The following is a 24,791-nucleotide window of genomic DNA, read 5'->3' on the forward strand; positions in this document are numbered from 1 at the left end:
TTGGATGTCTTTTTCTAATGCATCCCACTGTCAGAATCTGACAGGAACCTTGCAGCCTTTTGCGATGCCTGCGATCTTGCATCCTATCAAGATTGGAGAGTTCATGTACCGCGTCATCGGAACCGTCAAAAGTCGCGCCTTTCGCGTGCTCTGGATGCTGGAAGAGTTGGGGCAGCCCTACGAATTGGTAGAAGCTTTCCCTCGCTCGGAAGAGGCACGCGCACATAATCCATTGGGCAAGATCCCAGCCCTGGTAGATGGCAATGATGTGCTGACCGACAGCGTCGCCATTATGACGTATCTTGCCGACAAGCATGGTGGACTAACGGCCACCGCCGGAACCGCTGCCCGCGCCCGACAGGACGCAATGACCCTTTGGCTGATCGACGAATTGGACGCGCTCCTCTGGACACAAAGCAAACATGCATTTGTCCTGCCAGAGAAACTGCGGGTACCTGAAATTTCATCGACGCTGCACAAGGAGTTTGCCCGCAACGCCGACACCTTTGCCGGTATGCTGGAACAGTCCGGAGACTTCATCATGGGCGACGAGATCACTTTGCCGGACCTGCTTGCCGTGCATTGTTTCGGCTGGGCTTTTGGGGCCGATTTCCCAGCGCTGCCCGACAGCGTAAAAGCATACGCGAAGCGCTTGCGTGCCAGGCCAGCGTTTCGCGCAGCGGCAGGTCACTAACGCTTCAGGTAGCTTACCACACCCAGTCCAGCCGAGCGCCCGGTGGCAAGGCACGCTGTCAGAAGATAGCCACCTGTCGGTGCTTCCCAATCGAGCATTTCCCCAGCACAAAACACACCCGGCCGTGCCCGCAGCATGAACGCACCGTCCAGCGCAGACGTAGGCACTCCTCCGGCAGTTGAGATTGCTTCGTCCATCGGGCGCAATCCATCGTGCGCAATCCGCAGCTTTTTCAAGCGCCGGGCAATTCTCAGGCTCTCACTTGGCCAAGGTCGCCCCCACTCCTGAGCCAGTGCGATTTTCAAGGGCGACAGGCGCAGCGCTTTACGTAGATGATTGGCAAGGCTTGCCTTCCCACGTGGACGGCTCAGTCGGGCGGAAACATCATCCACACTCAAATCGGGCAGCAGGTCCACATACAAATCGGCACCTTCACGCACCCCGCGCGAGACGGAGTAGATACCGCCGCCTTCGAGACCGCGATGTGACATCACCGCTTCCCCCCGCGAGCGATACGGACCTGAACGCCAAGCGACGCCCTTGATCGGTTGGCCCAGGTATTTGGTCATATGATCGGACCATCCAACCGCAACTGCGGCATTCGCCGCCGCGAAGGGGCGCGTGTCGACCCCGATCCATTCCGCCCATGCCCCATCAGACCCGAGCCGTGCCCAACTTGCCCCGCCGCAGGCCAAGACCACAGCGTCGGTTTCCACGGAGGACACAGCGCCATCCGGCCCTTTTATTATTGGTCGCTTGCCGTCCCAGCCGACCCACCGATGTCGGGGCAGGGTGCGCACTCCCAACCCATCCAGCTTTTGCAACCAAGCCCGTAAAAGCGGTGATGCCTTCATCGCCTTGGGAAATACGCGACCGGTTGAACCTGTGAACATCTCTTGCCCCAAGCCTTCGGCCCAGCGGACGACAGCGGCGCTGTCCCACGCCTGCAGCGCCGGGGTCAACCAATCCGTTGCATCCGAGTAGTGCGGCAACATGGTGCTCAAGTCTTCGGCCTTGGTCAGGTTCAACCCTGACTTCCCAGCCATCAGGAACTTGCGCGCAACACTTGGCTTGGCCTCGTAAACTGTGACGGCCAGGCCCGCCTCGGCCATCACTTCCGCAGCGGCCAACCCCGCCGGCCCACCACCGATCACGGCGACACGGCTCACTCTGACGTGGTCCGCAGCTCACCCTTCATCTCGACCACGCGATGCGGATATGGAATTTCGATGTCGTTGTCCTTGAGTGCATTCCAGATCGCGAAAAGCACATGGCTCTTGTACTTGTTCTTTCCGTCGTCAATTCCGTTGACCCAGTATTCAACCGCAAAGTCGATACCGCTGTCGCCAAAGCCAACGAGTTCGCAATCCGGCCCTTCCGGTTTGTCGAGGACGAAAGGCAACTTGGAGACAGCGGTGTTGATGATATCCGGTAACGCATTGATGTCGGTGTTATAGCTGACCGAAAACGGTGCCTCGTACCGGTTTGCCGAACCGCTGTCAGAATAGTTGACGACCCGCGTAGTGATGAAATCCTCGTTCGGGACAACGATCCACCGGCCATCGTATGTTTCAAGGATTGCGGCACGGGCGGTCATCTTGACGATTGTGCCTGCCTCGCCTCCATCCAGCTCAACATAGTCGCCGACAGTCGCCTGCCCTTCGACCAGAAGGATGACGCCGGAAATGAAGTTCGACGCGATCTTTTGCAGCCCAAACCCCAGACCGACACCGATCGCGCCCCCAAGAACGGCAAGGGCAGACAGGTTGATACCCATGATGTTCATGAGCAGAAGGAAGGCGACGCCGAAAATCAGGAACTCGATGGACTTGGCCACGAGCTGCCGAAGTGATGGGCGCATCTCCTGCTGTTTCTGGATGAAGGTGCTGGATTGGCTGTTTGACCATTGGCCAAGCCAGAAAATCACGCCAGCAACAGCTACGAATTGCAACAGCCAAAGAAGATTGAATGACAGGTTGCCCAAGGGAACAACCGTCGCCTCGAGGCGTGCTGCCGCGGGTTCCAGAAGGCCGAGTGCATAAAGCGCTGCGACCGGGATCAAGACATAGCGCCCCAGCAATTTGAGCAACGGATCGGTGACGATGTCCCGGACAAGCGCTCGTACGGCAAGGAACAGGAACACCCGCTTGCCGAAGGCAATCACGGCCCCACTGTCAAAGATCGATCGGACGACGCTTTCGCCGATCCCGGTCAGTACATAAGCAAGAAGCGGCAGAATGAGGGGCAGAAATTGTGCCACGAACCGGCGCACTTTGGCGACAACCGTTTCGCTGTCGCCGGGGTCGAGCATACGGGCCAGTGCAGGTTGCAGGCGGCGCGTGATCAAAACCGCAGCCAGATAGGCGACGATCAACAGGGCAAATTGCGACCATGCAGCAGGGCTGAGCAACCAAGAAAGGGCCAGTTCCCATCCTTGCATGGCGTAGCCCGCAATGGTTTGCACAATCTCGGGCTGGCTTTCGAGATCAAACTCCACGGCGTACCTCTTGCCTCATTCAAACAACGCGCCAATTGTCACGGGCAACGCCATCTGTGCAAGAGAGCATAGAACTGTCAGACCCGACCAACGCCCCAATTTGTCCGCTCTGTGGCCGTCCTATCCCACCAGGCGTGCCGCAAAGCCTGCATCACCTGATCCCGAAGCTAAAGGGGGGTAAAGGCGGCCCGACCGTGTTGCTGCATCACATTTGCCATCGCGAGATCCATGCAACACTGACAGAAGCCGAGCTGGCCCGCGACTACAACACGCCCGCGGCGCTGCGGACGCATCCGCGGTTGGCCAAATTCTTTGGGTGGGTCGCAAAGCGTCCGCCTGGCTTTGCATCAAAGGTCCCCGGGACCCGCCGAAAACGTTAGCGTTTGCGCGCGGAAGTATCGATTGTGCGCTTTTCTTCGAGCCGAACGCTGACGTCACGCAATACGCCGGACACCAGCAATTCCACACGCTCATACGTCGTCAGCTCCCGCGACTCCTGGGCAGGTTTGGGGTCGCGCCTTGCGTAGTCTATGCGTCCGTCACGGGCCATCGACTGAAAGCCTACAACGTGTAACGTAAAGTTGACAACTGTTGTGTTTTAATTATTTACACATCACTTTTATTGCGCGCGCCGTTTCACCCTGTGCCGCCGCAATATCGATGCACAACTGTTGAGCGCGATCCAGCACGGCTCCGCTCTCGACCAGTTCATCAACCAAGCCAAATTCATAAGCCGTTGCTGCAGACAGCTTTTGACCACCGAGGAAAACCATCTTCGTCCGTGCGGGACCAATGAGGGCCGCCATGCGAACCGGATCGCTGGGTTGTGGCAAGTACCCCAGCTTCATGACCGGATAAAAGAACTTGGCTGATGGCACAGCAATACGCAGATCGCAGGCAAGCACCATTCCGGTTGCACCGCCCGCCACCGTGCCGTTCACGGCTGCAATGGTCAGGCCAGGCAAGTCGGCGATGGCCGTGGAAAGCTCCTCCCACAGAGGAGAGGTTGCCAGTCCCGCCCGCGCAGCGTCCAAATCCGCACCCGCACTAAACACTTTACCTGTCCCGGTCAGGATGACGGCAGCGGCCTGCCTTGCATCCCGGGCGGCGTCACGCAGATCAATCAACATCTGTTCAGTCAGCGCGCCCGCCTTGTCCGGGCGGTTGATCGTGATGGTCCAGATCGGGGCAGAGCGGTCAACTTCGATCATGTCAGGCCCACCCGCGCACGAATGTCCGGATCTCTCAAAGAAATCTCCTGTCCGATCCAATCGTCGGCGTCGGGGGAACACATCCAGAGCAGCGCCTTTGCGGGCCAGTCGGCCGGAATGTGATCGGACCAGTCAAGCTGACTGACCGGATTGATTCCACTGGCCTTGATCTCGCGCTGCATCTGAGTGGCCACCGTACCCGGTGAAAGCCCCATGACACGGATACCAGAACCGGCATTTTCCTTGTCCACGCAGCGGGTCAGCATCGCCGCTCCGGCCTTGGACACGCAATAGTGCGACCACGCTTCGACCGGCCCATGTGCGGCACCCGAACTCACCGTCAGGATCGTGCCGCCCCCTGCCTTCAACATGACAGGCAGGGCCGCGCGCATGCCATAGAAGACACCTTTAAGGTTTATGTCGATCACGTGACCCCAGGCATCCGGGTCGGCATCAGACAGATGGGAGATGGGTTCAATCACGCCAGCGTTGCCGATCAGCACATCCAGACCTCCGAACTGACGAACCGTTTCATTCACAGCACTTTCGACAGCAGCGTAGCTACTCACATCACAGGGGAGCGCGATGGCTTGCGGGCCAATTTCGGCAGCCAATGCGGTGACAGCATCTGAATTGCGCGCCACAAGGGCAACATTTGCCCCCGCTTGGACAAAGACGCGAGCCGTATCTGCGCCTATCCCGCGGCTGGCACCGGTGATCAACGCCGTCTTTCCGCTCATATCCTGCATTCTGTCCTCCACTTCACAGACTTAGTCTTGTGGTACGGACAACAGCGGCTTAGGTCCAGCCTGCGGCCTTGACGCTCCGCGCACTGTCCCGGACGATATGGCCAAAGCTGTTTAAGGATTCTGATATGTCTCGTATTTCTCATCTTTTTTCCTGCACCGCCTTGGCGTTGTGCCTGCCAGCCACTGCCGCATTAGCGGATCTGACAGCCGAGGAGGTATGGGCAGACTGGCAGTCTTACATGTCCAGCGCTGGCTACACTGTTACAGCATCCGAAACAGTCGAGGCGGGAACCGTTTCCGTATCCGACATGACTCTGGACGTTGAATTTGCTGATGACACCGGCGCAGGTGCATTCAAAGTGGTGCTTGAGTCCATCAACTTCGTCGAACAGGGCGATGGGACCGTAGCAATCGAACTGCCCACCAACACGACGATGAATATGTCGTTTACGCCGGAAACCGGTGAGGACGTGACAGTAGCCGTCGATTTTGACCAAACGGCACCGGACATGGTCGCATCCGGCGATCCGGGTGACCTGACTTACACCTATGCGGCCGAGGCCGCACGCATGGCTTTGCAAAGCGTCACAATTGACGGCGTTTCCGTTGGCCCCGAGATCGCCAAAGTGGACGTGACCATGACCGATCTGGCACAGGTCGTTCAAACGTCCGTGGGCGACTTGCGGAAGATGTCGCAGGACATGTCCATCGCATCCGTCGACTATGACATCGCGTTCAACGATCCGGAAAGCGACGACAACTTCCAGCTCAAGGGCGTGATGAACGGTCTGAAGCTGGACGGCACAGGCGATCTGCCCATCGAAACAGATGTTCAGGACTTGAACGCAATGCTGAACGATGGCTTTGAGGCACAGGCGGGTTTCACCACAACCGGTGGCAACTACGACATGTCGTTCAGCAGCGCGGAAGACGGCAGCGGCACCGCCAACGCGACATCGACTGGCGCAAAGTTTGACGTCTCCATCGGACCCGAAGGTCTGCTGTACGACGTGGCACAAAGCGGCGTGGACATGAACATGCTGCTGACCGAGTTCCCTCTGCCCTTGTCATTCTCGGCCGCAGAGATCGGTACGCGCTTTTTGGTGCCTCTGCAGAAATCGAATGACGAGCAGGATTTCGGCATGGCCGTGACACTCAGCGAGTTTTCGATGTCTGACGCGATCTGGAGCTTGTTTGACCCAACCTCTCAGCTGCCCCGAAACCCGGCGACACTTGTTGTTGATCTGAGTGGCAAGGCAAAGGTACTGTTTGACTTCCTGGACCCAGCGCAGGCCGAAGTGCTTGAACAAGCTGATACCATACCGGGGGAACTGAACGCTCTGACCGTCAACAAGCTTGAGCTTGACGCCGTTGGCGCCCGTCTCACCGGTGCCGGTGACTTCGTCTTCGACAACACCGATCTGACCACGTTCGACGGCATGCCGCGCCCTGAAGGCGCGGTTGACTTGACGCTGGTCGGTGGCAACGGGTTGCTCGACAAGCTGGTGGGCATGGGCCTGCTGCCCGAAGATCAAGCCATGGGTGCCCGCATGATGATGGGCCTGTTTGCCGTTCCCGGCGAAGGCGAAGACACCCTCAACTCGAAAATCGAAGTCAATGGCGAAGGCCACGTGCTGGCCAACGGTCAGCGCATCCGCTGACGCAAACATGCGGGGCGGCGCCTGTCGCCGCCCTTGCACCTTACACCCTGCACCGCTACCTCAGGCCCAAGATTGCGGAGCAGATGAATGACCCCAACCGACCTTTCGACCCTTAGCCAACGCTTACTGGACGCAGCCAAGGCCGCTGGCGCGGACGCGGCAGACGCTATTGCCGTTCAGGGGACGTCCCTGTCTGTGGATGTTCGCGGCGGTGCATTGGAACAGGCTGAGCGATCCGAATCCATCGACATAGGCTTGCGCGTATTTGTTGGTCAGAAACAGGCCAACGTTTCGGCATCGGATACCAGTGATCGCACGATTGAAGAGATGGCAATGCGTGCTGTTGCCATGGCTGGCGAAGCACCCGAAGACCCCTTTGCCGGGCTCGCAGACCCGTGCCAGTTGGCAACGGATTGGGACATTGAAGCGCTCGAACTGAACGACACCTCGCCGGAACCCGCGGCTGAAGATTTGCAATCCGATGCGCTTGCAGCCGAAGCAGCCGCAATGGCCGTCAAGAACATCAGCCAAGTTGAACAAGCTTCGGCGGGGTATGGGGCACGCAACATCTGGTTGGCGGCCAGCAACGGATTTTCCGGCGGCTACCGTCGGACCGATCGCGCCCTGAGTTGTGTCGCGATTACCGGAAGCGGCACCGAGATGGAGCGGGACTACAGCGGCGACAGCCGTATCTTTCAATCCGACCTGCGCAGCGCAGAGGATATCGGCACCGAAGCTGGCACGCGAACCATAGATCGCATTGGTGCTCGGAAACCTCCAACGGGAACGTACCCGGTCCTGTTCGACGAACGGATCTCATCGTCATTGATTGGTCACCTTTTGGCGGCTGCAAACGGCTCAAGCATTGCGCGCGGCTCGTCCTGGCTGCGGGACAAGCTGGGCCAATCTGTTCTGCCAGATGGCCTCAACCTGATTGAGGACCCCCATCGCCCACGTACCGCAGGTACACGCCCCTTCGACGCCGAAGGGTTGCCCACACAACCACGGACAATCGTGGAAAACGGAGTATTGACGGGCTGGACGCTTGACCTGTCGACGGCGCGCAAGCTGGAAATGGCGCCCACAGGCAATGCAGCACGCGGTACATCCGCCCCGCCCAGCCCTTCGAACTGGAACGTAACATTGGATGCCGGAACAGCCACCCGCGGCGAGCTGATCCGCGATATGGGCACCGGCCTGCTTGTCACGTCAATGATCGGCTCGACCATAAACCCGAACACCGGTGACTACTCTCGCGGCGCGGCAGGTATGTGGATCGAGAACGGCGAGATCGCCTACCCCGTCAATGAATGCACCATTGCGGGCAACCTGATCGACATGCTGCGTCACATCACACCAGCCAACGATGCACGTTCATATCTGAGCCGCGTGGTCCCGTCCCTGTTGATCCCGAGCATGACCCTTGCCGGCAGCTGATCTGCCTCTTTTGATCGATGCCGCCCGCGTCGCGGGAAGAGTTGCGACCAGCTTTGTCGGTCCATCCGCGGCCCGGTGGGACAAACCCGGCGATGCGGGCCCCGTGACAGAAGCCGACTTGGCCGTGAACGATGCGCTTGCCTCAACCCTGCGCCTCGCGCGCCCGGACTACGGCTGGCTGTCTGAGGAAACCGAAGATAGCGACGCTCGCCTTTCGGCTGATACGGTTTTCATCATCGACCCAATCGACGGAACGCGCAGCTTTGTCGAGGGTGGACGGACCTGGGCCATTTCAATTGCTATCGCACACAAAGGACAGATCAGTGCTGCCGTCATCTATCTGCCGCGCCGCAACAAACTCTATGCCGCTGGTCTTGGTTTGGGGGCCACGTTGAATGGCACCTCGCTGACAGCAACGCAAGTCCGCATGGCGCCTAGTAGCACCGTTTTGGCGGCGCGACCCACGTTCCATGACGAGCATTGGCGCGATGGCGCCCCACCAATTGATCGGCATTATCGTCCATCGCTCGCGTATCGTCTATCGCTTGTCGGCCAGGGCCGGTTCGACGGAATGCTCACGCTGAGGCCCAGTTGGGAATGGGACATCGCGGCTGGTGCACTGATCGTGACAGAGGCCGGTGGCAGGATCACGGACCGCACAGGCGCGCCGCTGCGCTTCAACAACGCCCATCCGGCTTTGAATGGTGTTGTCGCGGCCGGACCACATCTTCACGGCGCATTGGTTGGTCGGTTGGGACCTGTCGGTTCGTCCTGATTACCTTGACCCCCCGACCCATATGCGCAAACTGCGCGCGGCAAGCCCAGCCCATAGTTAAAGGAAATTGCAATGACACAGCGCCTGCACCTCGTCTTTGGTGGCGAACTGGTGGACCCGTCCCGGAACGTGTTCAAGGACGTTGACGACTTGCATATTGTCGGGATTTTCCCGAACTACCAGGCCGCTTACGACGCTTGGAAATCCGAAGCGCAACGTACCGTCGATAACGCGCACATGCGTTACTACATTGCGCATCTTCATCGCCTGCGCGACGAAGAGAACGCCGCAACCGCAACCGAAGAACTCGGCTGATAATCACGTGCGAGGATCGCTTGGGCTGTCGGCCTATCGCACAGTGTCAGGGCGGCGCGCGCCGCCCCCATTTGCGCCCACCCGGGACAGGCCATCCGGAGAATTGGTTTGGATACATGCGGCCGAACCCGGCAACAACCGTGCACTCAATGATCTGGCCCATCGGCTGGTTACAATGAGACCAGAATGCAATGTGCTGTTGACGGCGGCACATGACGAGTTTGGCGACCGCGGCTCTGACTGCATCTGGCAGGAAGCAATGCCGTCGGATCACCCAGTTGTTACCGACGCCTTCATCGCCCACTGGACACCCGATGTTCTGATCTGGGCCTGGGGTGATCTCTTGCCAAACCTCATCCTGTCGGCTGCCGAAAAAGGCACTCACATGATGCTGGTCGACGCAGCCCAGGATGGATTTGAAAGCAGGCGAGATCGCTGGTTGCCGGAAGTGCCGCGCGCCCTTCTGGCACAGTTTGACCATGTCACCGCGCGCGATAAAGATGCACATCTCCGCCTCGCACAGATGGGTCGCCCCGTCTCTGCCATGGAATTGGCCGAGCCCCTACACCCTTTTGGCAAGATGATGCCCGCCGTCGAAACCGATTTGGCCGATCTGGGGGATGCGCTCGGCGGGCGGCCAACATGGTTGTCGGCGCGCACCTCGCCATCGGAATGTCCAAGCGTATTGGCGGCACACAAAACAGCGCTCAAAGCATCGCACCGGTTGCTATTGATCCTGCATCTCTCTGATCCAGCGCAAGCGCAAGAAGCCGAAAAACATGCAAGTGATCAGGGGCTACGCGTTTCTAATTGGGCGGACGGTGCCTTTCCGGACGAAAACTCACAGATTTTGATCGCTGACGAAGATGCGGAGCTTGGGTTGTGGCTGCGCGTAGCGACTGTAACGTTCCTGGGTGGGTCCATGAGATCCGGTTCAGACGTATGTGATCCCTATTCAGTTGCAGCGCATGGGACGGCTATCATTTACGGGCCCCATGTCGGACCCCATGTCGATGCTTTCACGCGATTGATGAATGCCGGAGCCGCACGGATCGTGAATGATACGACATCGCTCGGTCGGGCTGTGGGTCAGATGATCACACCGGATCATGCCGCACATATGGCCATGGCCGGTTGGGACGTGGTGACACGCGGCGCTGACAGTCTCGACCGGATCATCTCGCTGACGCAAACCCGCCTTGATGCACGACACAAGGGAAAGCCCTGATGCGGGCACCAAGTTTCTGGTCCAAACCGCAACCTGACTGGAAGGCGCGGCTACTGAAACCACTGGGTGCACTCTATGCACGTGCCACAGCACGCCGGCTTGCCCGGGGAGCGCCGGAAAAGATGTCAGTTCCTGTCATTTGCGTTGGCAACATAAACGCAGGCGGCACCGGCAAAACACCCACAGTAATGGCAATTGCCGAACGGCTCAGGAACGCGTTTCACGACCCTCATATCGTCAGTCGCGGCTATGGCGGCAAAGAATTCGGACCTGTTGAGATAAACCCGACCCAACACAAGGCCGAACACGTGGGCGACGAACCCCTGCTCCTGAGCGCATTTGCCCGGACCTGGGTTGCCCGCGACCGCGCTGCCGGTGCACGGGCTGCCATCGCAGCCGGGGCGACAGCGATCATCCTGGATGACGGTTTCCAGAACCCGGCACTGCATCAGGACCTGTCCATCATAGTCGTTGATGCCGAGACCGGCTTCGGGAACGGCCTGTGCCTGCCGGCAGGGCCATTGCGCGAACCGATAGAAACCGGATTGGCGCGCGCGGACATGGTTTTGTCGATCGGCCCGAAAGACGCGCAACGCCAGTTTGACACCAGCCTCCTGCCGCAAACACTGCCACATATCCGCGCTGATCTTCAGCCGCTGCAAACCGGGATGGACTGGACGAATACGCCCATGGTTGCCTTTGCCGGGATCGGACGACCGGGCAAGTTTTTCAATACGCTGCGCGGCCTGGGTGCAAACGTTGTCCGCACTGAATCACTCGGCGACCACCAGAAACTCAGCACAGCGTTCCTGACCCGCCTGGAGCGCGAGGCACGCAGCATGGGCGCTCAATTGGTCACAACGGAAAAAGACGCAGCACGTCTGCCTCCCGCTTTCCGATCAAGGGTAATCACATTGCCTGTCCGCCTTGTGTTTGAAAATCCAGAACAGCTGGACGCAGCGCTCAACGCTCTGCCGAACCCAGCGACTTCTGACTAAAAAACACCACCGCCGGAGGCACAAACCCAGCCGCAGGATGCGGGTGGAAAACATCGTGTCGCGCGCCAGCGCGCCCTCTCGACAGATACTCAGGGCGCAGCGCCCGACCATCAGGCCGGGCACTGCAAATCGTGTCAGCTGCCCGCCGCCTCGTCGATCAGGCGGGACATCTCGTTGTAGGCCATGTTGTTATACTTGGTCCCGTTGATGACAAAGCTCGGGGTCGAGTTGATGCCATCCTCTGCCGCATTCTGTTGATACCAAGCGACGAGCGTGCGGAGGTTGTCGGCATCTGTCAGGCACGCCTCAATCGTGTCGCCGGACAGGCCGGCCAAGCGGCCGATCTTACGCAGCTCGTCTGCGATCTGCGCCGGGTCTCCACCACCGGCGCGGGCCCATTCGGACTGACCGGAATACAACAGATCCGTGACGCCAAAGAAGCTCGCCGGCGTGCCCGCACAGCGCGCGATGGCCGAGGCCCAGAGACCGAAACGGTCAAAATAAACTTCGCGGTAGATGAAGTTGACCTTTCCGGTATCGATGTAGTCTGACTTGAGCTGCTTGTACGCACCGGTGTGGAACGTCGCGCAATGTGGGCAGGTGTAGCTCGCATATTCGATCACGGTGACAGGCGCATCCGGATTACCCAATTGCATCTCGACCACCGACGACGTGTCGATATCGCTTGAGGCTTCCTGCGCATTGGCCGCACCAAGCAAACGTTCGGCCTGTGCCTGTTCCTGCGCGCTCGGCCCGCTGGATTGCATCGAACTATACAGGAAATACCCCCCAACGCCGACAACAACGGCGAGGATAGCAACGATACGATTCATGTGCGTGTTCCTTGTTTTTCTTTTGTCAGGATATGTGCGCCCAGCCGTTCGAGGGCTGCACGCAGTGTTTCATCTTCGACAGGGGCGACAACATGGGCTGCGGCCTTTGTCATTTCCGGTGCAGGCTCTGCCGGCGTCGTGTCCTTGGGTCGATGCTCAAAGGCGACCTGCCCATCAGCGAAACCGGTGGCCGCCGTTTGTGTGATACGAATGCGCGCGATGGCATTGTAGCCGTAGACCGCGTTCACCCGTTCGCGCAGTTGGTCCTTCTGCATCTCAAGCATGGGGGCCTGCGCGCCCGTGGTCAGCAGGGTCAACGTCGCCCCCATACCGCCACGGCCGTAACTTACCTCGACCGGACGGGCGATTGCGGCCACATCAGCCCCAGCCACTTCGGCCCAATCCGTAAGCAAACGGCTTTGAGCAAAGCCACGGCTTTCGCTGGCTTGCCGAATCCGTCCGGTCAGCAAAGATGCTGTCCGTTTGAACCCTTTTGTACTGGCACGCCGCATGGCCATAGCTATGTTCCCTGTCACTCACTCGTGATCATAGCGGATCAAGGCGTGATCACCAGCAATCTCAATAGGGGACCCATAACTCTTGCGTGACCTCAGCAATGAACTTCTGGATTGGTACGACGTGCATGCGCGCACGATGCCGTGGAGAACCGCCCCTGCGGACAAGAAAGCAGGCGTGCGCCCTGACCCCTATGCCGTTTGGATGTCTGAGATCATGCTGCAACAAACAACTGTTGCCGCCGTCACCGAGTATTTCAAACGGTTCATAACACGCTGGCCCACCGTATCCGATCTCGCCGCTGCAGAGGATGCAGAGGTCATGGGCGAATGGGCCGGGCTGGGCTACTACGCGCGCGCCCGCAACCTGTTGAAATGCGCCCGTGCCGTGGTCGCCGATCACGATGGTGCATTTCCTGCGGACCACGCCGCACTGCTCAAACTACCAGGCATAGGCCCTTATACAGCGGCCGCCATCGCCTCGATTGCGTTCGACATGCGGCACGTCGTTGTCGATGGAAACGTCGAGCGGGTCATGGCGCGCATGTTCGACGAACATATGCCACTGCCGGCATCCAAACCGATCCTGACTGAACACGCCGACAGATTGACGCCCCAAGACCGGCCCGGCAATCATGCACAGGCGGTCATGGATCTGGGAGCAACCATTTGCACCCCGAAGTCCCCGGCTTGCGGTATTTGCCCATGGCGGGATCCATGCCAGGCGCGCGCGGCGGGAACAGCGCCAGAACTGCCAAAGAAAACCCCGAAGAAAGCCAAGCCGATCCGGCACGGCACTGTATATCTTGCCCAGCGCAACGATGGCGCTTGGCTGGTTGAAACGCGCCCCGACAAAGGACTGCTCGGCGGGATGATGGGCTGGCCCGGATCGGATTGGGTGGATGCATCTGAACCGCGGCCACAAAACGCACCGCTTGAAACAGATTGGATCAAGCTGGACGGAGAGGTACGACACACCTTCACCCATTTCCACCTGATCCTCGACGTGATGGTCGCGACCGTCAGCAATGCCGAGCCCGAGCGCGGCTACTACTTGCCGCGCGAGCAGTTCCGGCCATCTGATCTTCCCACGGTAATGCGCAAGGCTTTCGATCTGGCGCAGAAGTGACAATTCGCATCGTGGCGTCACCCTTGGCAGAAGCGACCGACTGTCTCTAAGCTACGGCGCGCGCAACCAGAGGATCAACCGACATGACACTCCCGCCGGAAACCGTTGCCAAGGTGCAGAATGCCCTGCCCTTTGCCATGTCCTTCCTGCTGATCCCGCTGGCGATCATCAGCGCTGTCTACGGCGGTTGGACCGTGATCCTGTTGCCTGTGGTCACGTGGTACATGTTCTCCATCCTTGATCTGGCGGTGGGCCTGAACACCGACAACGCCGATCTCGAGGCAACCGAGGATGACCTGTTCTGGTACCGCATGATCACAACCGCATGGGTGCCCGCGCAATTTCTGATGCTGTTTGGCTTGATCGCCTATGTCGCACCAGCTGATCACCTCAACACGCTCGAAAAACTGGCGATCTTCTTTGGCGTGGGCGTCATCACCGGCACGGTCGGGATCAACTACAGCCACGAGCTGATGCACCAGAAAAACAAGCTCGAACGTTGGCTGGGCGATGCGCTTTTGGCCATGGTGCTCTATTCCCATTTCCGGTCCGAGCATTTGCTTGTGCATCATCGCTATGTCGCCACGCCGCGCGACCCCGTCACGGCCCGCATGAACGAAAGTTTCTACCGCTTTTATCCCCGCGTTCTGAAACAGTGCTTCCTGTCTGCGTGGAATGCGGAAAAGGCGATGCTGGCCCGCAAGGACCTACCCGCAACAGACAGTTCGAATCCCTTCTGGAAATACGCCTACTTGCAACTGGTGTGCTTCCTTCTGGCCTTTGCGCTTGGTGGTTGGGCGGGCGTGGGCCTGTTCATCCTGCAAGCGGGTGTCGCCATCTGGCAACTTGAGCTGGTCAACTACATCGAACACTACGGTCTGACCCGCAAACACCTGGGCGATGGCAAATATGAACACGTGCAGCCACGCCATTCCTGGAACGCCGCGCACAAGGCATCGAACTGGCTTCTGATCAACCTGCAGCGGCACTCGGACCACCACTACAAGCCCGACCGCCGCTTCCCGGTGCTGCAAAACTATACCGAAGCCGATGCGCCCCAGTTGCCCTACGGCTACCCCGTCATGACCATCGCCGCGATGATGCCCAAGGTTTGGAAACGGGTCATGAACCCGCGCGTTCAGAAGTGGCGGGATATGTACTATCCCGAAATCACGGACTGGACCGCCTACAACAAGGCCGCGAACCCGCTTCCGCGCTAGTCCATCACCCACACTGGCAGACGTTCGGCCACACCGCGTACCGACTGGTCAGGTGCGCGGCGGAAACCTTCTGATACGCCTGCGGCAGTCACGACAGCGTCGCTCACAATGGCCCGCACATTCAGCGCGCGTGTCATGGCTTCAAGCCGGTTGGCCACGTTTACTGTGTCACCCAGAACCGCGAACTCCAGCCGGTTTGCACCGATATCCCCCAGAACAACCGGTCCGTAGTGAAGGCCAAATCGGGCATCGATTTCAGGCAAGCCATCAGCACGGCGGTCAGCATTCAGCGCATCCATCCGGTCCGCCATCGACGTCACACAAGCAACGGCGCGGACCGCATCGTCCGACAGAGGCAACGGCGTGCCAAACGTCGCCATCAACCCATCCCCAAGGTACTTGTCGAGGGTTCCACCATGGGCAAACACCTCGCTCTCCATCCTGGCGTGAAAGGCGCGCAAGGTCTCGATCACGTCTTGGGCCGGTCGCTTGTCCGCATAGGCGGTGAAGCCCGCGATATCGACAAACAAGACCGCCGCATCATGGCTGCGAATCTGGCCCAACGGTTCGTCCTTGGTCGACAACTCATCTACCATTGTGGGGGAAAAATAGCGCGCCAGGTTGGTCCGCTCGCGCGCCATTTCCGCACTGTCCAGGACCAGCATCTGATACCGGCGCACGGCTACGGCCAGGATCAATGCCACAACCAGAAACACAACGACCTGCTGAAACCGCAAATCCCAATTCACATTGTTCGGATCAAAAGCTCGGGCCAGATCCGGGTGGTTCGGAAACATCGCATTGGCCGCATCGGTCAGTTCCGGAAAGGTCCTGCCAAACCACCAGACACAGAGCGTACCGGTCAGCCACATCGCCATTGTCCAGTTCCCGATGGCAATGATCGTGCGCCAAGAATAGGTCAGCACACCGGCGGCAAGGATAATAAAAAAGTATTGAAAAACCTCGAAATTGTAGATCAACGCCGTCGGCATCGGATCGTCCTGCAATGGGTTGGGCACAAGCACCGCCAGGGTCATCAACAAAAGGTCGGCAAACAACAGGGCCAATTCCGCCCGCGACTGCCCCACCCGACCAACACGCCGCTGTGCCAGTCCCACCAGTACAAGGCAGAACAACAGGAAAAGATACCAAACCACATCCCAGTTCGGGTTCAGAAACACCAGCATGACGGCGGTGACAGACAGCGCCCCGACCCGTGCTTTTACCGCCAGATCCATCCCTTCACGCTTGTTGCGGGCGAGCGCTTCTTGCGCGTGCCGATGTGCGGGAATTTCGTCTTCACGATCCGTGCGCTGCGACACCGGCAACGCGCTGCTTGCATCCACCATGATCTCTGCCTTCTTGGCCTCTGCGCCTAATGTAAACCGTATTAACAAAAAAGCCCCGCCAAAAAAGGCGGGGCATAGGTGCAGTGCCCTATTGGGCCTTCAGTGAGGCCGCAGGCACCTGGCGGTGTTTCGTGAATTAGTCGTGCATCTCCGACCGAATCTGCTGGCGCAACACGTCGATGGGCACAACTTTGCCCTCGCGTTTGAAGCACCAATAGGTCCAGCCATTGCAGCTTGGCGCGCCCTCAAGATGGGCACCGACTTGGTGGATCGACCCCTTGATATCATCGCCGATCAACGTGCCATCTGCACGGACTTTGGCTTTGTGGCGCTTGTTCATGGAATACAGCTCTTCGCCCGGACGCAGCATGCCGCGCTCGACCAATTGGCCGAAGGGAACGCGCGGCTCGGCACGTTTGGAGGCGGATACAGACAGGGCTTCCTTGTCGAACTTGCGCACCGACGCGATGCGCTTCTCAGCCACTTTGCGATAGGCGGCTTCACGCTCAATCCCGATGTACTCACGGCCCAACATCTTGGCAACGGCACCCGTTGTGCCAGTGCCGAAGAAGGGATCAAGAACCACATCACCCGGGTTCGTCGACCCAACCAAAACGCGATGCAACAGGCTTTCCGGTTTCTGTGTTGGGTGTGCCTTGTCGCCAGCCTCATCCTTCAGGCGCTCGTGGCCAGTGCAAATCGGCAGAACCCAATCACTGCGCATTTGGATGCCTTCATTGAGGGCCTTCAGCGCCTCATAGTTGAAGGTGTATTTGCTGTTCTCGTCCTTGCCCGCCCAGATCATCGTCTCATGGGCATTGGTAAAGCGTTTGCCGCGGAAGTTCGGCATCGGGTTGGACTTGCGCCACACCACATCATTCAGAATCCAGAACCCTTCGTTTTGCAGAGAAGCGCCAACACGGAAGATGTTGTGATAGCTGCCAATGACCCAAATCGCGCCATTGGGCTTCAACAGACGGCGCGCGGCTTTCAACCAGGCGGTCGTGAATTCATCATAGGCACGGAACGAGTTGAACTGATCCCAATGATCATCAACCGCATCGACTTTCGAATTGTCAGGGCGGTGCAACTCGCCCTTGAGCTGCAGATTATAGGGCGGATCGGCAAAAATCAGATCAACAGAGCCCGCAGGCAGGCTGTTCATCACGTCAATGCAGTCACCCGCAATAATCTGGTTCAAGGGAAGCGCGTCGGCGCCCTTTACATGTTTCGTCATCGTCTGCCTCTGTCCCGGCGCTTTGTGCGCTCATTGGTTGCAGCCAATGTGAGTCATACCCGATTCGTCGTCAAATTCTTTTTTGAATCAGCGGCTTACGATTTTTTCTTGATACAAGATATTGTGGACGGGTTTGAAGGTACGTCTATGGTGTGGGGTCACCCCAAGATTTTCCAACGCCACCCTGTGGCTTTTTGACGGATATCCCATGTTCGTTTCCCAGCCATAGCCGGGATGCTGTTGCGCCAAATCCACCATGATCCGGTCGCGACATATTTTCGCCACAATTGACGCCGCCGCGATGCTAAGCGATCGGGCGTCCCCGCGCACCACAGGGGTCGCGGGGACGGTCAATCCACCCGGCAACATGGTGCCGTCAATCAACAGGTGATCCGGAGACGTGCGCAACCCGGCAACGGCCCGTTCCATCGCCAGATGCGATGCGCGCAGGATGTTCAGTTCCTCGATCTCCGACACGGAAGCATGTGCCACCGAAACGTCTGCTGTCTGTAGAATGGCATCCCACACGGCCTCACGTTTGCGCGCAGTCAACTTCTTGGAATCGTCCAATCCGTCGGGAATGGCATCGGGGTCCAAAACCACGGCCGCCGCTGTCACGGGTCCAGCCAATGGCCCACGCCCAACCTCATCCACGCCAGCAACACGCCCACCAATCCGTGCTTCCATTTCAAAGTCTGGCACAGTTCCACCTGCTTCTTCTGACCACAGCCACCACCGAAGGCACAAAACGCACTTTCTGGAAGAAAGTGCAAACATCGCTTGTCGCCACAGGCGACCCAATAAAAAAGGGCGGTGCCCGAACACCGCCCTTTGCAAGGTGGACCATGGGGGCATGGTCCATCTGCCCGCTCTTACCGACGGGCCAACTGATATCCATGACGGTTCAGGCACCGCGCCGCGTACCCCCGGCGCCAGCCGCGGTCTGTATAGACTTCGCGGTGACATACGGTCGGCAGGCTGCGCACAAACTTGTAGTGGTTGTTCAGACAACGCTGGCCAAAGAGGCGGCGGTGTCCGCGATCAGTATGGAAGCTGCGCAGGCATTTCTGCGGCAGCAGCTTGCGGTCCACGCGCTTGGGCAAAGGCTTGGGATGCACGGGCGTATGAACAGTGTGACGGCGTTTCTTGTCTTTCTTCTTTTCGTGAATGACGGCGCCCACGATGGCCAGCCCCAACAAGGCGGCAAGTGCTGCCCCCACCTCATCGTCGCCCGCCCTTGCAGGGGCGGCGGTGAATCCTGTGATAGCAACGGCAGCAGCGGCAATGGTCGCGATAAACTGGCGGTGAATACGAAGTGTCATGGGGCGTCCTTTCCAAAGTGACTTGACTGAGCAGACCAAGCAGCATCTGCGCTGGACCAAACTTGGGGCCACCCCCGACAGACAGGCAATAACGCCCCCTTGCTATCGAATATCAGGCATCTCAGCCCTCTGATGTTATTGAATATCTGCAAAAGTCAGCGCAGGTTGGGGCCATGAAAAAGATCGCCATATCCATCGCCCTGTCGCTGGCACTGGCTGGGACCGCGCAGGCCCAGTGCTTTGCCGACTACAAGGCCAAACAGGACAACCCGCTACGCCTGCACTATGGTGTCGCGCAGGTCTCAGGTGCGTGCAGCGCCGGGAATGCCACGCAACAACTCAGATCACGACTGGCGGCACAAGGCTGGACATTGCTGCAGGTCCAATCTGTATTCGGCCCCGAAGGTCTCGATCAAAGGAAAGCAAGTGCAGGACAATACTACCTCCGCTTCTGACATGCGGCGCACGGGCAGCCGGCTCGTGACCCTTGGCATCGCGGGCATCCTCCTTCTTCTGGTTCTGGCCGCTGCCCTTCTCTTTTTTACTCTGCCGGATGCAGGTGCCTTTGACGCCCGCGTCGAGCGGATGTTCATCGAAAATGCCGACCTCACCAGCCAGGCGGAAATCAAACTTCTGGAGATCCTTGCCCAGTCCGGAACCTCCTTTGCCGATACGTTGGCCAGCTACCGGCTGGTAATCTTCGTCCTTCTGGTCTTTGCCACCGGTATGATGATCGCTGCACTGGTCTTCCTGCTGCTGCTCGTCGGCTTCAACCGCCGCATGGCGCAAATTGAACGCGCAGGCATTCAGGTAAACTCGCTCCTGATCAGCCGCGAGGAAAACACGGTTTATCTCAACAACCTCGGCTTCAAACTGACGGATGCCGCCATGGAAACCATGTCGGTTCTGGCTGAAGCGCGCATGGACGATGACGTCCTCTCGGGTTCGGAAATCGAAGGGGTCATTTCAGGTCGCAGCGCCGCCGATTGCGAAGAAGCTGCAGGCGCCACCCGCATCAAACGCCTGCGGGACACCCTCGGCAACCAGATCGTAAGCGAACTTCTGGTCAAGAACATCGCAAGACGCGGCTATATGCTGGCGGTGGAAAAAGACGTGATTAAAGTTCTCTGATCTTCATCTTGCCAGAAAAACTCCCGTCGGAGGCAAACCCCATCTGCCGGATGGCAGATGTATAAAATCGCGCGGCGCGCATGCGCCTCATTTCACCAGTAGCCATGAGTGCAACACCGGGTCTAGGGTGCGCCAAACGAAGGAGACCACCCATGCCCGCCCCCATCAATCCGTTCAAGGCCGCGATCAAGAATGGTGATACCGTCATTGGCTGCTGGCTCAGCCTCGGCGACCCTCTTGCCACGGAAATCGCAGGCACGGCAGGGTTCGACTGGCTGCTGATCGACGGCGAACACACGCCATACGATATCTCGAAAATGCGCATGCAACTCATGGCTTTGGAAGCCTCAGACAGCCACGCCGCTGTGCGCGTGCCCGTAGGCGAGACATGGATCATCAAACAGGTGCTGGATGCAGGCGCACAAACCGTACTGGTTCCGATGGTAGAAACAGCGGAACAGGCTCGGCAACTCGTCCATGATGTTCGCTACCCGCCCGCAGGTGGGCGTGGCGTCGGCTACTCCGGAGCCCGGTGCAGCCGGTTCGGCGCAATCGCCGATTACGGCCCTACAGCGGACGAACAGGTGTGCCTGCTGATCCAGGTCGAAAACCGCGCAGGTATCGCAAACCTGGACGATATCCTCGCGGTAGACGGTATCGACGGCGTGTTTATCGGTCCCGCAGATCTTTCAGCAGACATGGGCCACATGGGCCAGCTCACTCACCCTGACGTGCAGGCCACGATCAAAGATGCCATCGTCCGGATTGAAGCGGCTGGCAAAGCACCCGGCATCCTCGCCACAACGCCAGACTTCACACAAGACGCACTTGACTGGGGCGCGCGGTTCGTGGCCACGGGTCTCGACCTTCTGATCCTTGCCAAAAGCCTGCGTGAGTTAGCGCAACGCTGGAAGGGCTAGGGCGTGGCCTTCAGCCCGACCGACGCCTGCGTGTAGCCACCTGCCGCACCATCGATGAAGTGCACATGCGTGTCATCTATGATGGAGGGCACAATACAGGTCATCATCGCCTCGTCCTGCGTGTGCATCCCGTAACGCGCCACACCATCCGCGCGCGCCTCGTCCAAGATGGCACGCAAGCGCGACACCGTACCCGCATCGCAATCAATGGTCATCTTCAAGCCATCATCGAATTTTCGAAAATCCGCGTTCCCGCCAACCGTCTTGCGATAATGCGTCGGATCGAACCCGCCCAGCTTGATCCCGGTCTTGATCAACACCCACGCGATAAACGTTTCAAACAGCACCTTGCGACGCGCGGCCTTAACACCTTTACCACCATGGCTCGCATGGGCTTCGAGCGTCGCGCCGACCGGCGGCCAATCGGTCCCCGGCCCCTCGGGCGGCGAAGGATGACCGCCACGATCCAGATGCGCCACCTCGGCCAGAACTGCTTCGACCACCGCACCAAAACGCGTGGCATCGACACCTTCCACGGGGGACAAAAGCAAGGACAGGATCGTCCCGTTGCGTGCCTTCATGTGGCTCCAACGACAACTGAGGCCCGTCAGATCGGGCTGTGTCCCCGCGGGGACCGGAGGCACGGTGTCGGCGCCCGCCTTCATCTCGGCCTCAGCCCAGCTCACTCCTCCACCGGCGAACATAGCGTAGTCGACGCCATCTGATACAGCATAGCGCGCCACGGCGACCTCTGGCCCTGCCGCCCGAATGTCGGCCACGGAATACAGCCCCACCCGCAGTCCCATATCAAATTCGGTACGCGCCCAGTTTTGAACCGCGGCCAGTGCCCGCCCCGCCTCTTCCGCGAATTCCGGCGGGTGTGCAAAGGCCGCTCCGTCCCCGCCAAAAACAAAGGGAAAAGCCCGGCCACCAGCCGCATTCATCTGGGCCGAGATCACTGCCGCCCCAATCATGTTCACCGTCTTGTACTTGCCCGCAGACACCGCATCGGTGGACCCCACGATGTCAGAAACACCAACCACCCAATCATCAGGCAAAGGCGTGTAGTGGCTCAAGTCAGCCACATCCCCAAAGACCGTCAACCGCGGCAGATCGTCATAAAACATCATGTACCTCTTCCACCCAACCCTATCACGGGCCGGTCACCACACAATGCGCCTTGCACCTCCCCACGCCCCATGTCACGCAAGCGTCAGGAGTGAGGACCCCATGCAAACCGGATTGATTCTGCTGGCACTGGCTTATGTGCTGAGCCAGTTCTTTCGCGCCTTCCTGGCTGTTCTGACCGGCCCGCTCGAGGCAGAGATCGGAGTAACTCCCGATGTGCTGGCGACCTCGTCCGGCTACTGGTTTCTTGCCTTTGCGCTAATGCAACTGCCCGTGGGCAAGGCACTCGACACGCTTGGTCCCCGCCGAACCGGCGGTTGGCTGTTTCTGATCGGTGGCGCGGGCGGTGCGGCCCTTTTCGCAGTGGCTCAAGGCCCCATCTACATCCATGCCGCCATGGCCCTGATCGGTGTTGGCTGTTCACCGGTCCTGATGGCCAGTTTCTACATCTTTGCGCGCGAGTTTGACCCGGCCCGCTTCGCCACATTGGCGGCGCTGATGATCGGCATCGGCACCATCGGCAACCTGATCTCAAGCTACCCCATGGCCTTTGCGGTCGATACGATGGGCTGGCGTCTCAGCATGTGGGCACTGGCCGCCATCACGGCTGTTGTCGCCATAGGCGTCTTGCTGTCTGTCCATGACCCAGCAAAGGTCGAAACCGCTGGCAACGGATCTCTCTTTGACCTGCTGCGCATGCCGGTTTTGTGGTTCATCATCCCTATCATGTTCGTGAACTACGCGCCCGTCGCCGCTGTCAGAGGGCTATGGATTGGGCCGTACCTGCGCGATGTCTTTGACCAGACGACGGCACAGATTGGGATTGCGACACTGGTGATGAGTCTCGCCATGATCCTCGGCACGATCGCCTACGGCCCGCTCGACCGAATCTTTGGCACCCGCAAATGGGTGGTCTTTGCCGGAAACGCGCTGACGGTCGCGATGCTGGCCCTCGTGATCCTCTGGATCGACGCAGGCCCATGGACCTCGATCATCCTGTTTGCTGCCATCGGTGCGCTTGGCGCATCCTTTCCTGTCATCATTGCCCACGCGCGCAGCTTCTTTCCCCCGCATCTCACCGGGCGCGGGGTCACGCTAATGAACCTCTTTGGAATCGGGGGCGTGGGCGTGATGCAAACCATTTCGGGCCGCATCCACACCGCCACCGCCGGAGGCGACCCAACCGCCCCCTACATCGCGATCTTCAGCTTTTTTGCCATCGCCCTCACGATAGGTGTGGCGATCTATGCACTAAGCCGTGACTCCACCGACTGACGCTCTTTCCACCACCAGACAATGGGTGTAAGGGCCACGCACCTACCCGAAAGGAGTCAATTATGGGGTATCGTGTCGTCGTCGCGGGCGCCACCGGTAACGTGGGCCGCGAAATGCTGAACATCCTGGCCGAGCGCCAGTTTCCCGTGGACGAGCTGGCCGCATTGGCAAGCCGCCGTTCGCTGGGCACGGAAGTGTCGTTTGGCGAGCAGACATTGACGACGAAAGACCTCGATACATTCGATTTCACGGGTTGGGACATCGCGCTCTTTGCCATTGGATCGGACGCGACCAAGAAATACGCACCCATTGCGGCCAAGGCTGGTTGTGTGGTCATCGATAACTCGTCGCTTTACCGCTACGATCCCGATGTGCCGCTGATCGTGCCCGAAGTGAACGCCGACGCGATTGAGGGCTATGCGAAGAAGAACATCATCGCCAACCCGAACTGCTCGACCGCGCAAATGGTCGTGGCTCTGAAGCCGCTGCACGACCGGGCCAAAATCAAGCGGGTGGTGGTCTCGACCTACCAATCGGTGTCTGGCGCGGGCAAGGAAGGGATGGACGAGCTGTGGGACCAGACCAAGGCGGTCTACAACCCGACAACGGACATCGAGGTGAAGAAGTTCCAGAAGCAGATCGCGTTCAACGTGATCCCGCATATCGACAGCTTCATGGACGATGGCTCGACCAAGGAAGAATGGAAGATGGTCGCGGAGACGAAGAAAATCGTCGATCCGTCCATCAAGGTCACGGCCACCTGCGTGCGTGTGCCTGTGTTTGTGGGCCACTCCGAAGCGGTGAATATCGAAACCGAAGACTTCCTGGATGAGGACGAAGCCCGCGACATCCTGCGCGAAGCACCAGGTATCATGGTGATCGATAAGCGCGAGGACGGCGGCTACGTCACGCCAATCGAATGTGTGGGCGACTTTGCCACGTTCATCAGCCGCATCCGGCAGGACAGTACAATCGACAACGGCCTGAACTTCTGGTGCGTGTCGGACAACCTGCGCAAAGGCGCCGCCTTAAACGCGGTGCAGATTGCCGAGGTGCTGGGCCAGCGGATACTGAAAAAAGGCTAATGCCAAAACGCATTTCGCGGGGAATATGGGGCCAATCGGCCCCTTTTCTTTTGCCCGCCCCGATGCAGAGTAGGGGTATCAA

At 59.1% G+C, this 24,791-nt stretch carries 26 protein-coding genes; 15 read left to right on the forward strand and 11 right to left on the reverse strand.

The features are described from left to right. Positions 1 to 103 precede the first annotated feature (103 nt). Complete coding sequence (locus AC6RA8_RS02125) at positions 104 to 694, forward strand: glutathione S-transferase (RefSeq protein ID WP_500350500.1); 591 nt, start codon at positions 104 to 106, stop codon at positions 692 to 694. Here the strand turns inward: AC6RA8_RS02125 and AC6RA8_RS02130 are convergent. Then, a complete protein-coding gene (locus AC6RA8_RS02130; protein ID WP_500350479.1) occupies positions 691 to 1,863 on the reverse strand; it encodes a TIGR03862 family flavoprotein in 1,173 nt (390 codons plus the stop codon). The genes AC6RA8_RS02125 and AC6RA8_RS02130 overlap by 4 nt on opposite strands. After that, positions 1,860 to 3,134, reverse strand: coding sequence for a mechanosensitive ion channel family protein (locus tag AC6RA8_RS02135; protein WP_500350501.1), 1,275 nt, complete (start codon positions 3,132 to 3,134; stop codon positions 1,860 to 1,862). Before AC6RA8_RS02135 ends, AC6RA8_RS02130 begins: the two co-directional genes overlap by 4 nt. Before the next feature lie 131 nt (positions 3,135 to 3,265). Between AC6RA8_RS02135 and AC6RA8_RS02140 the strand changes: the two genes are divergently transcribed. Next, positions 3,266 to 3,571 (forward strand): HNH endonuclease family protein, encoded by a 306-nt coding sequence (locus AC6RA8_RS02140; protein ID WP_500350502.1) that lies wholly within the window; start codon positions 3,266 to 3,268, stop codon positions 3,569 to 3,571. Between the two features lie 222 nt (positions 3,572 to 3,793). On the opposite strand, the gene AC6RA8_RS02145 is transcribed toward AC6RA8_RS02140, so the two are convergent. Together AC6RA8_RS02145 and AC6RA8_RS02150 are read right to left on the reverse strand one after the other, a co-directional pair. Then, a complete protein-coding gene (locus tag AC6RA8_RS02145; protein ID WP_500350480.1) occupies positions 3,794 to 4,402 on the reverse strand; it encodes an enoyl-CoA hydratase/isomerase family protein in 609 nt (202 codons plus the stop codon). Then, a complete protein-coding gene (locus AC6RA8_RS02150) occupies positions 4,399 to 5,151 on the reverse strand; it encodes an SDR family oxidoreductase (RefSeq protein ID WP_500350481.1) in 753 nt (250 codons plus the stop codon). The genes AC6RA8_RS02145 and AC6RA8_RS02150 overlap by 4 nt, the downstream gene beginning before the upstream one ends. Before the next feature lie 125 nt (positions 5,152 to 5,276). Between AC6RA8_RS02150 and AC6RA8_RS02155 the strand changes: the two genes are divergently transcribed. The 6 genes from AC6RA8_RS02155 to lpxK all read left to right on the forward strand — a co-directional run bounded on the left by AC6RA8_RS02155 (position 5,277) and on the right by lpxK (position 11,565). Then, entirely contained in the window at positions 5,277 to 6,812 is a 1,536-nt protein-coding gene (locus AC6RA8_RS02155; protein WP_500350482.1) for a DUF2125 domain-containing protein, read from the forward strand. Positions 6,813 to 6,899: 87 nt separating this feature from the next. Next, complete coding sequence (locus AC6RA8_RS02160) at positions 6,900 to 8,249, forward strand: TldD/PmbA family protein (protein ID WP_500350483.1); 1,350 nt, start codon at positions 6,900 to 6,902, stop codon at positions 8,247 to 8,249. Beyond that, positions 8,236 to 9,024: a 3'(2'),5'-bisphosphate nucleotidase CysQ gene (locus AC6RA8_RS02165; RefSeq protein ID WP_500350484.1), complete on the forward strand. Its 789-nt coding sequence runs from the start codon at positions 8,236 to 8,238 to the stop codon at positions 9,022 to 9,024. Before AC6RA8_RS02160 ends, AC6RA8_RS02165 begins: the two co-directional genes overlap by 14 nt. A gap of 72 nt (positions 9,025 to 9,096) precedes the next feature. After that, complete coding sequence (locus AC6RA8_RS02170; RefSeq protein ID WP_299202908.1) at positions 9,097 to 9,339, forward strand: DUF4170 domain-containing protein; 243 nt, start codon at positions 9,097 to 9,099, stop codon at positions 9,337 to 9,339. A 43-nt stretch (positions 9,340 to 9,382) separates the two neighbouring features. Continuing rightward, the gene (locus AC6RA8_RS02175) at positions 9,383 to 10,567 is read left to right on the forward strand and encodes a 3-deoxy-D-manno-octulosonic acid transferase (protein WP_500350503.1); all 1,185 of its coding nucleotides are present in this window, start codon (positions 9,383 to 9,385) and stop codon (positions 10,565 to 10,567) included. Beyond that, positions 10,567 to 11,565 carry a tetraacyldisaccharide 4'-kinase gene (gene lpxK / locus AC6RA8_RS02180; protein ID WP_500350485.1) on the forward strand — a complete coding sequence of 333 codons (999 nt, stop codon included), beginning with the start codon at positions 10,567 to 10,569 and terminating at the stop codon, positions 11,563 to 11,565. The genes AC6RA8_RS02175 and lpxK overlap by 1 nt, the downstream gene beginning before the upstream one ends. 134 nt (positions 11,566 to 11,699) lie before the next feature. On the opposite strand, the gene AC6RA8_RS02185 is transcribed toward lpxK, so the two are convergent. Together AC6RA8_RS02185 and AC6RA8_RS02190 are read right to left on the reverse strand one after the other, a co-directional pair. Continuing rightward, entirely contained in the window at positions 11,700 to 12,398 is a 699-nt protein-coding gene (locus tag AC6RA8_RS02185; protein ID WP_500350486.1) for a DsbA family protein, read from the reverse strand. Then, the gene (locus tag AC6RA8_RS02190) at positions 12,395 to 12,916 is read right to left on the reverse strand and encodes a DUF721 domain-containing protein (RefSeq protein WP_500350487.1); all 522 of its coding nucleotides are present in this window, start codon (positions 12,914 to 12,916) and stop codon (positions 12,395 to 12,397) included. The genes AC6RA8_RS02185 and AC6RA8_RS02190 overlap by 4 nt, the downstream gene beginning before the upstream one ends. A gap of 82 nt (positions 12,917 to 12,998) precedes the next feature. On the opposite strand from AC6RA8_RS02190, the gene mutY reads away from it, so the two are divergent. Both mutY and AC6RA8_RS02200 read left to right on the forward strand, forming a co-directional pair. Continuing rightward, entirely contained in the window at positions 12,999 to 14,042 is a 1,044-nt protein-coding gene (gene mutY / locus AC6RA8_RS02195) for an A/G-specific adenine glycosylase (protein WP_500350488.1), read from the forward strand. Positions 14,043 to 14,125: 83 nt separating this feature from the next. Continuing rightward, positions 14,126 to 15,262 carry an alkane 1-monooxygenase gene (locus tag AC6RA8_RS02200; RefSeq protein WP_500350489.1) on the forward strand — a complete coding sequence of 379 codons (1,137 nt, stop codon included), beginning with the start codon at positions 14,126 to 14,128 and terminating at the stop codon, positions 15,260 to 15,262. Here the strand turns inward: AC6RA8_RS02200 and AC6RA8_RS02205 are convergent. From AC6RA8_RS02205 to AC6RA8_RS02220, 4 genes are all read right to left on the reverse strand, one after another. Next, on the reverse strand, positions 15,259 to 16,659 hold the full coding sequence (locus AC6RA8_RS02205; protein ID WP_500350490.1) for an adenylate/guanylate cyclase domain-containing protein: 1,401 nt from the start codon (positions 16,657 to 16,659) through the stop codon (positions 15,259 to 15,261). The genes AC6RA8_RS02200 and AC6RA8_RS02205 overlap by 4 nt on opposite strands. A gap of 88 nt (positions 16,660 to 16,747) precedes the next feature. After that, positions 16,748 to 17,848, reverse strand: coding sequence for a site-specific DNA-methyltransferase (locus AC6RA8_RS02210; protein ID WP_500350491.1), 1,101 nt, complete (start codon positions 17,846 to 17,848; stop codon positions 16,748 to 16,750). Between the two features lie 87 nt (positions 17,849 to 17,935). After that, a complete protein-coding gene (gene rnhB, locus AC6RA8_RS02215; protein ID WP_500350504.1) occupies positions 17,936 to 18,535 on the reverse strand; it encodes a ribonuclease HII in 600 nt (199 codons plus the stop codon). Between the two features lie 185 nt (positions 18,536 to 18,720). Continuing rightward, a complete protein-coding gene (locus AC6RA8_RS02220; protein WP_500350492.1) occupies positions 18,721 to 19,170 on the reverse strand; it encodes a hypothetical protein in 450 nt (149 codons plus the stop codon). A gap of 173 nt (positions 19,171 to 19,343) precedes the next feature. Here AC6RA8_RS02220 and AC6RA8_RS02225 point away from each other — a divergent pair, with 173 nt between their 5' ends. The 3 genes from AC6RA8_RS02225 to AC6RA8_RS02235 all read left to right on the forward strand — a co-directional run bounded on the left by AC6RA8_RS02225 (position 19,344) and on the right by AC6RA8_RS02235 (position 21,221). Then, complete coding sequence (locus AC6RA8_RS02225) at positions 19,344 to 19,625, forward strand: hypothetical protein (protein WP_500350493.1); 282 nt, start codon at positions 19,344 to 19,346, stop codon at positions 19,623 to 19,625. Next, complete coding sequence (locus AC6RA8_RS02230) at positions 19,597 to 20,301, forward strand: winged helix-turn-helix domain-containing protein (protein WP_500350494.1); 705 nt, start codon at positions 19,597 to 19,599, stop codon at positions 20,299 to 20,301. The genes AC6RA8_RS02225 and AC6RA8_RS02230 overlap by 29 nt, the downstream gene beginning before the upstream one ends. A gap of 152 nt (positions 20,302 to 20,453) precedes the next feature. Further along, on the forward strand, positions 20,454 to 21,221 hold the full coding sequence (locus AC6RA8_RS02235) for an HpcH/HpaI aldolase family protein (protein ID WP_500350495.1): 768 nt from the start codon (positions 20,454 to 20,456) through the stop codon (positions 21,219 to 21,221). On the opposite strand, the gene AC6RA8_RS02240 is transcribed toward AC6RA8_RS02235, so the two are convergent. Further along, the gene (locus AC6RA8_RS02240; RefSeq protein WP_500350496.1) at positions 21,218 to 22,351 is read right to left on the reverse strand and encodes a DUF3095 domain-containing protein; all 1,134 of its coding nucleotides are present in this window, start codon (positions 22,349 to 22,351) and stop codon (positions 21,218 to 21,220) included. The two genes, AC6RA8_RS02235 and AC6RA8_RS02240, sit on opposite strands and share 4 nt — an antisense overlap. 100 nt (positions 22,352 to 22,451) lie before the next feature. Here AC6RA8_RS02240 and AC6RA8_RS02245 point away from each other — a divergent pair, with 100 nt between their 5' ends. Both AC6RA8_RS02245 and AC6RA8_RS02250 read left to right on the forward strand, forming a co-directional pair. Beyond that, on the forward strand, positions 22,452 to 23,624 hold the full coding sequence (locus AC6RA8_RS02245) for an MFS transporter (RefSeq protein WP_500350497.1): 1,173 nt from the start codon (positions 22,452 to 22,454) through the stop codon (positions 23,622 to 23,624). Between the two features lie 62 nt (positions 23,625 to 23,686). Then, positions 23,687 to 24,709, forward strand: a complete 1,023-nt coding sequence (locus tag AC6RA8_RS02250) for an aspartate-semialdehyde dehydrogenase (RefSeq protein ID WP_500350498.1) — start codon at positions 23,687 to 23,689, stop codon at positions 24,707 to 24,709. The last annotated feature ends 82 nt before the right edge of the window (positions 24,710 to 24,791 follow it).

The sequence above is a fragment of the Tateyamaria sp. genome (assembly GCF_059783535.1).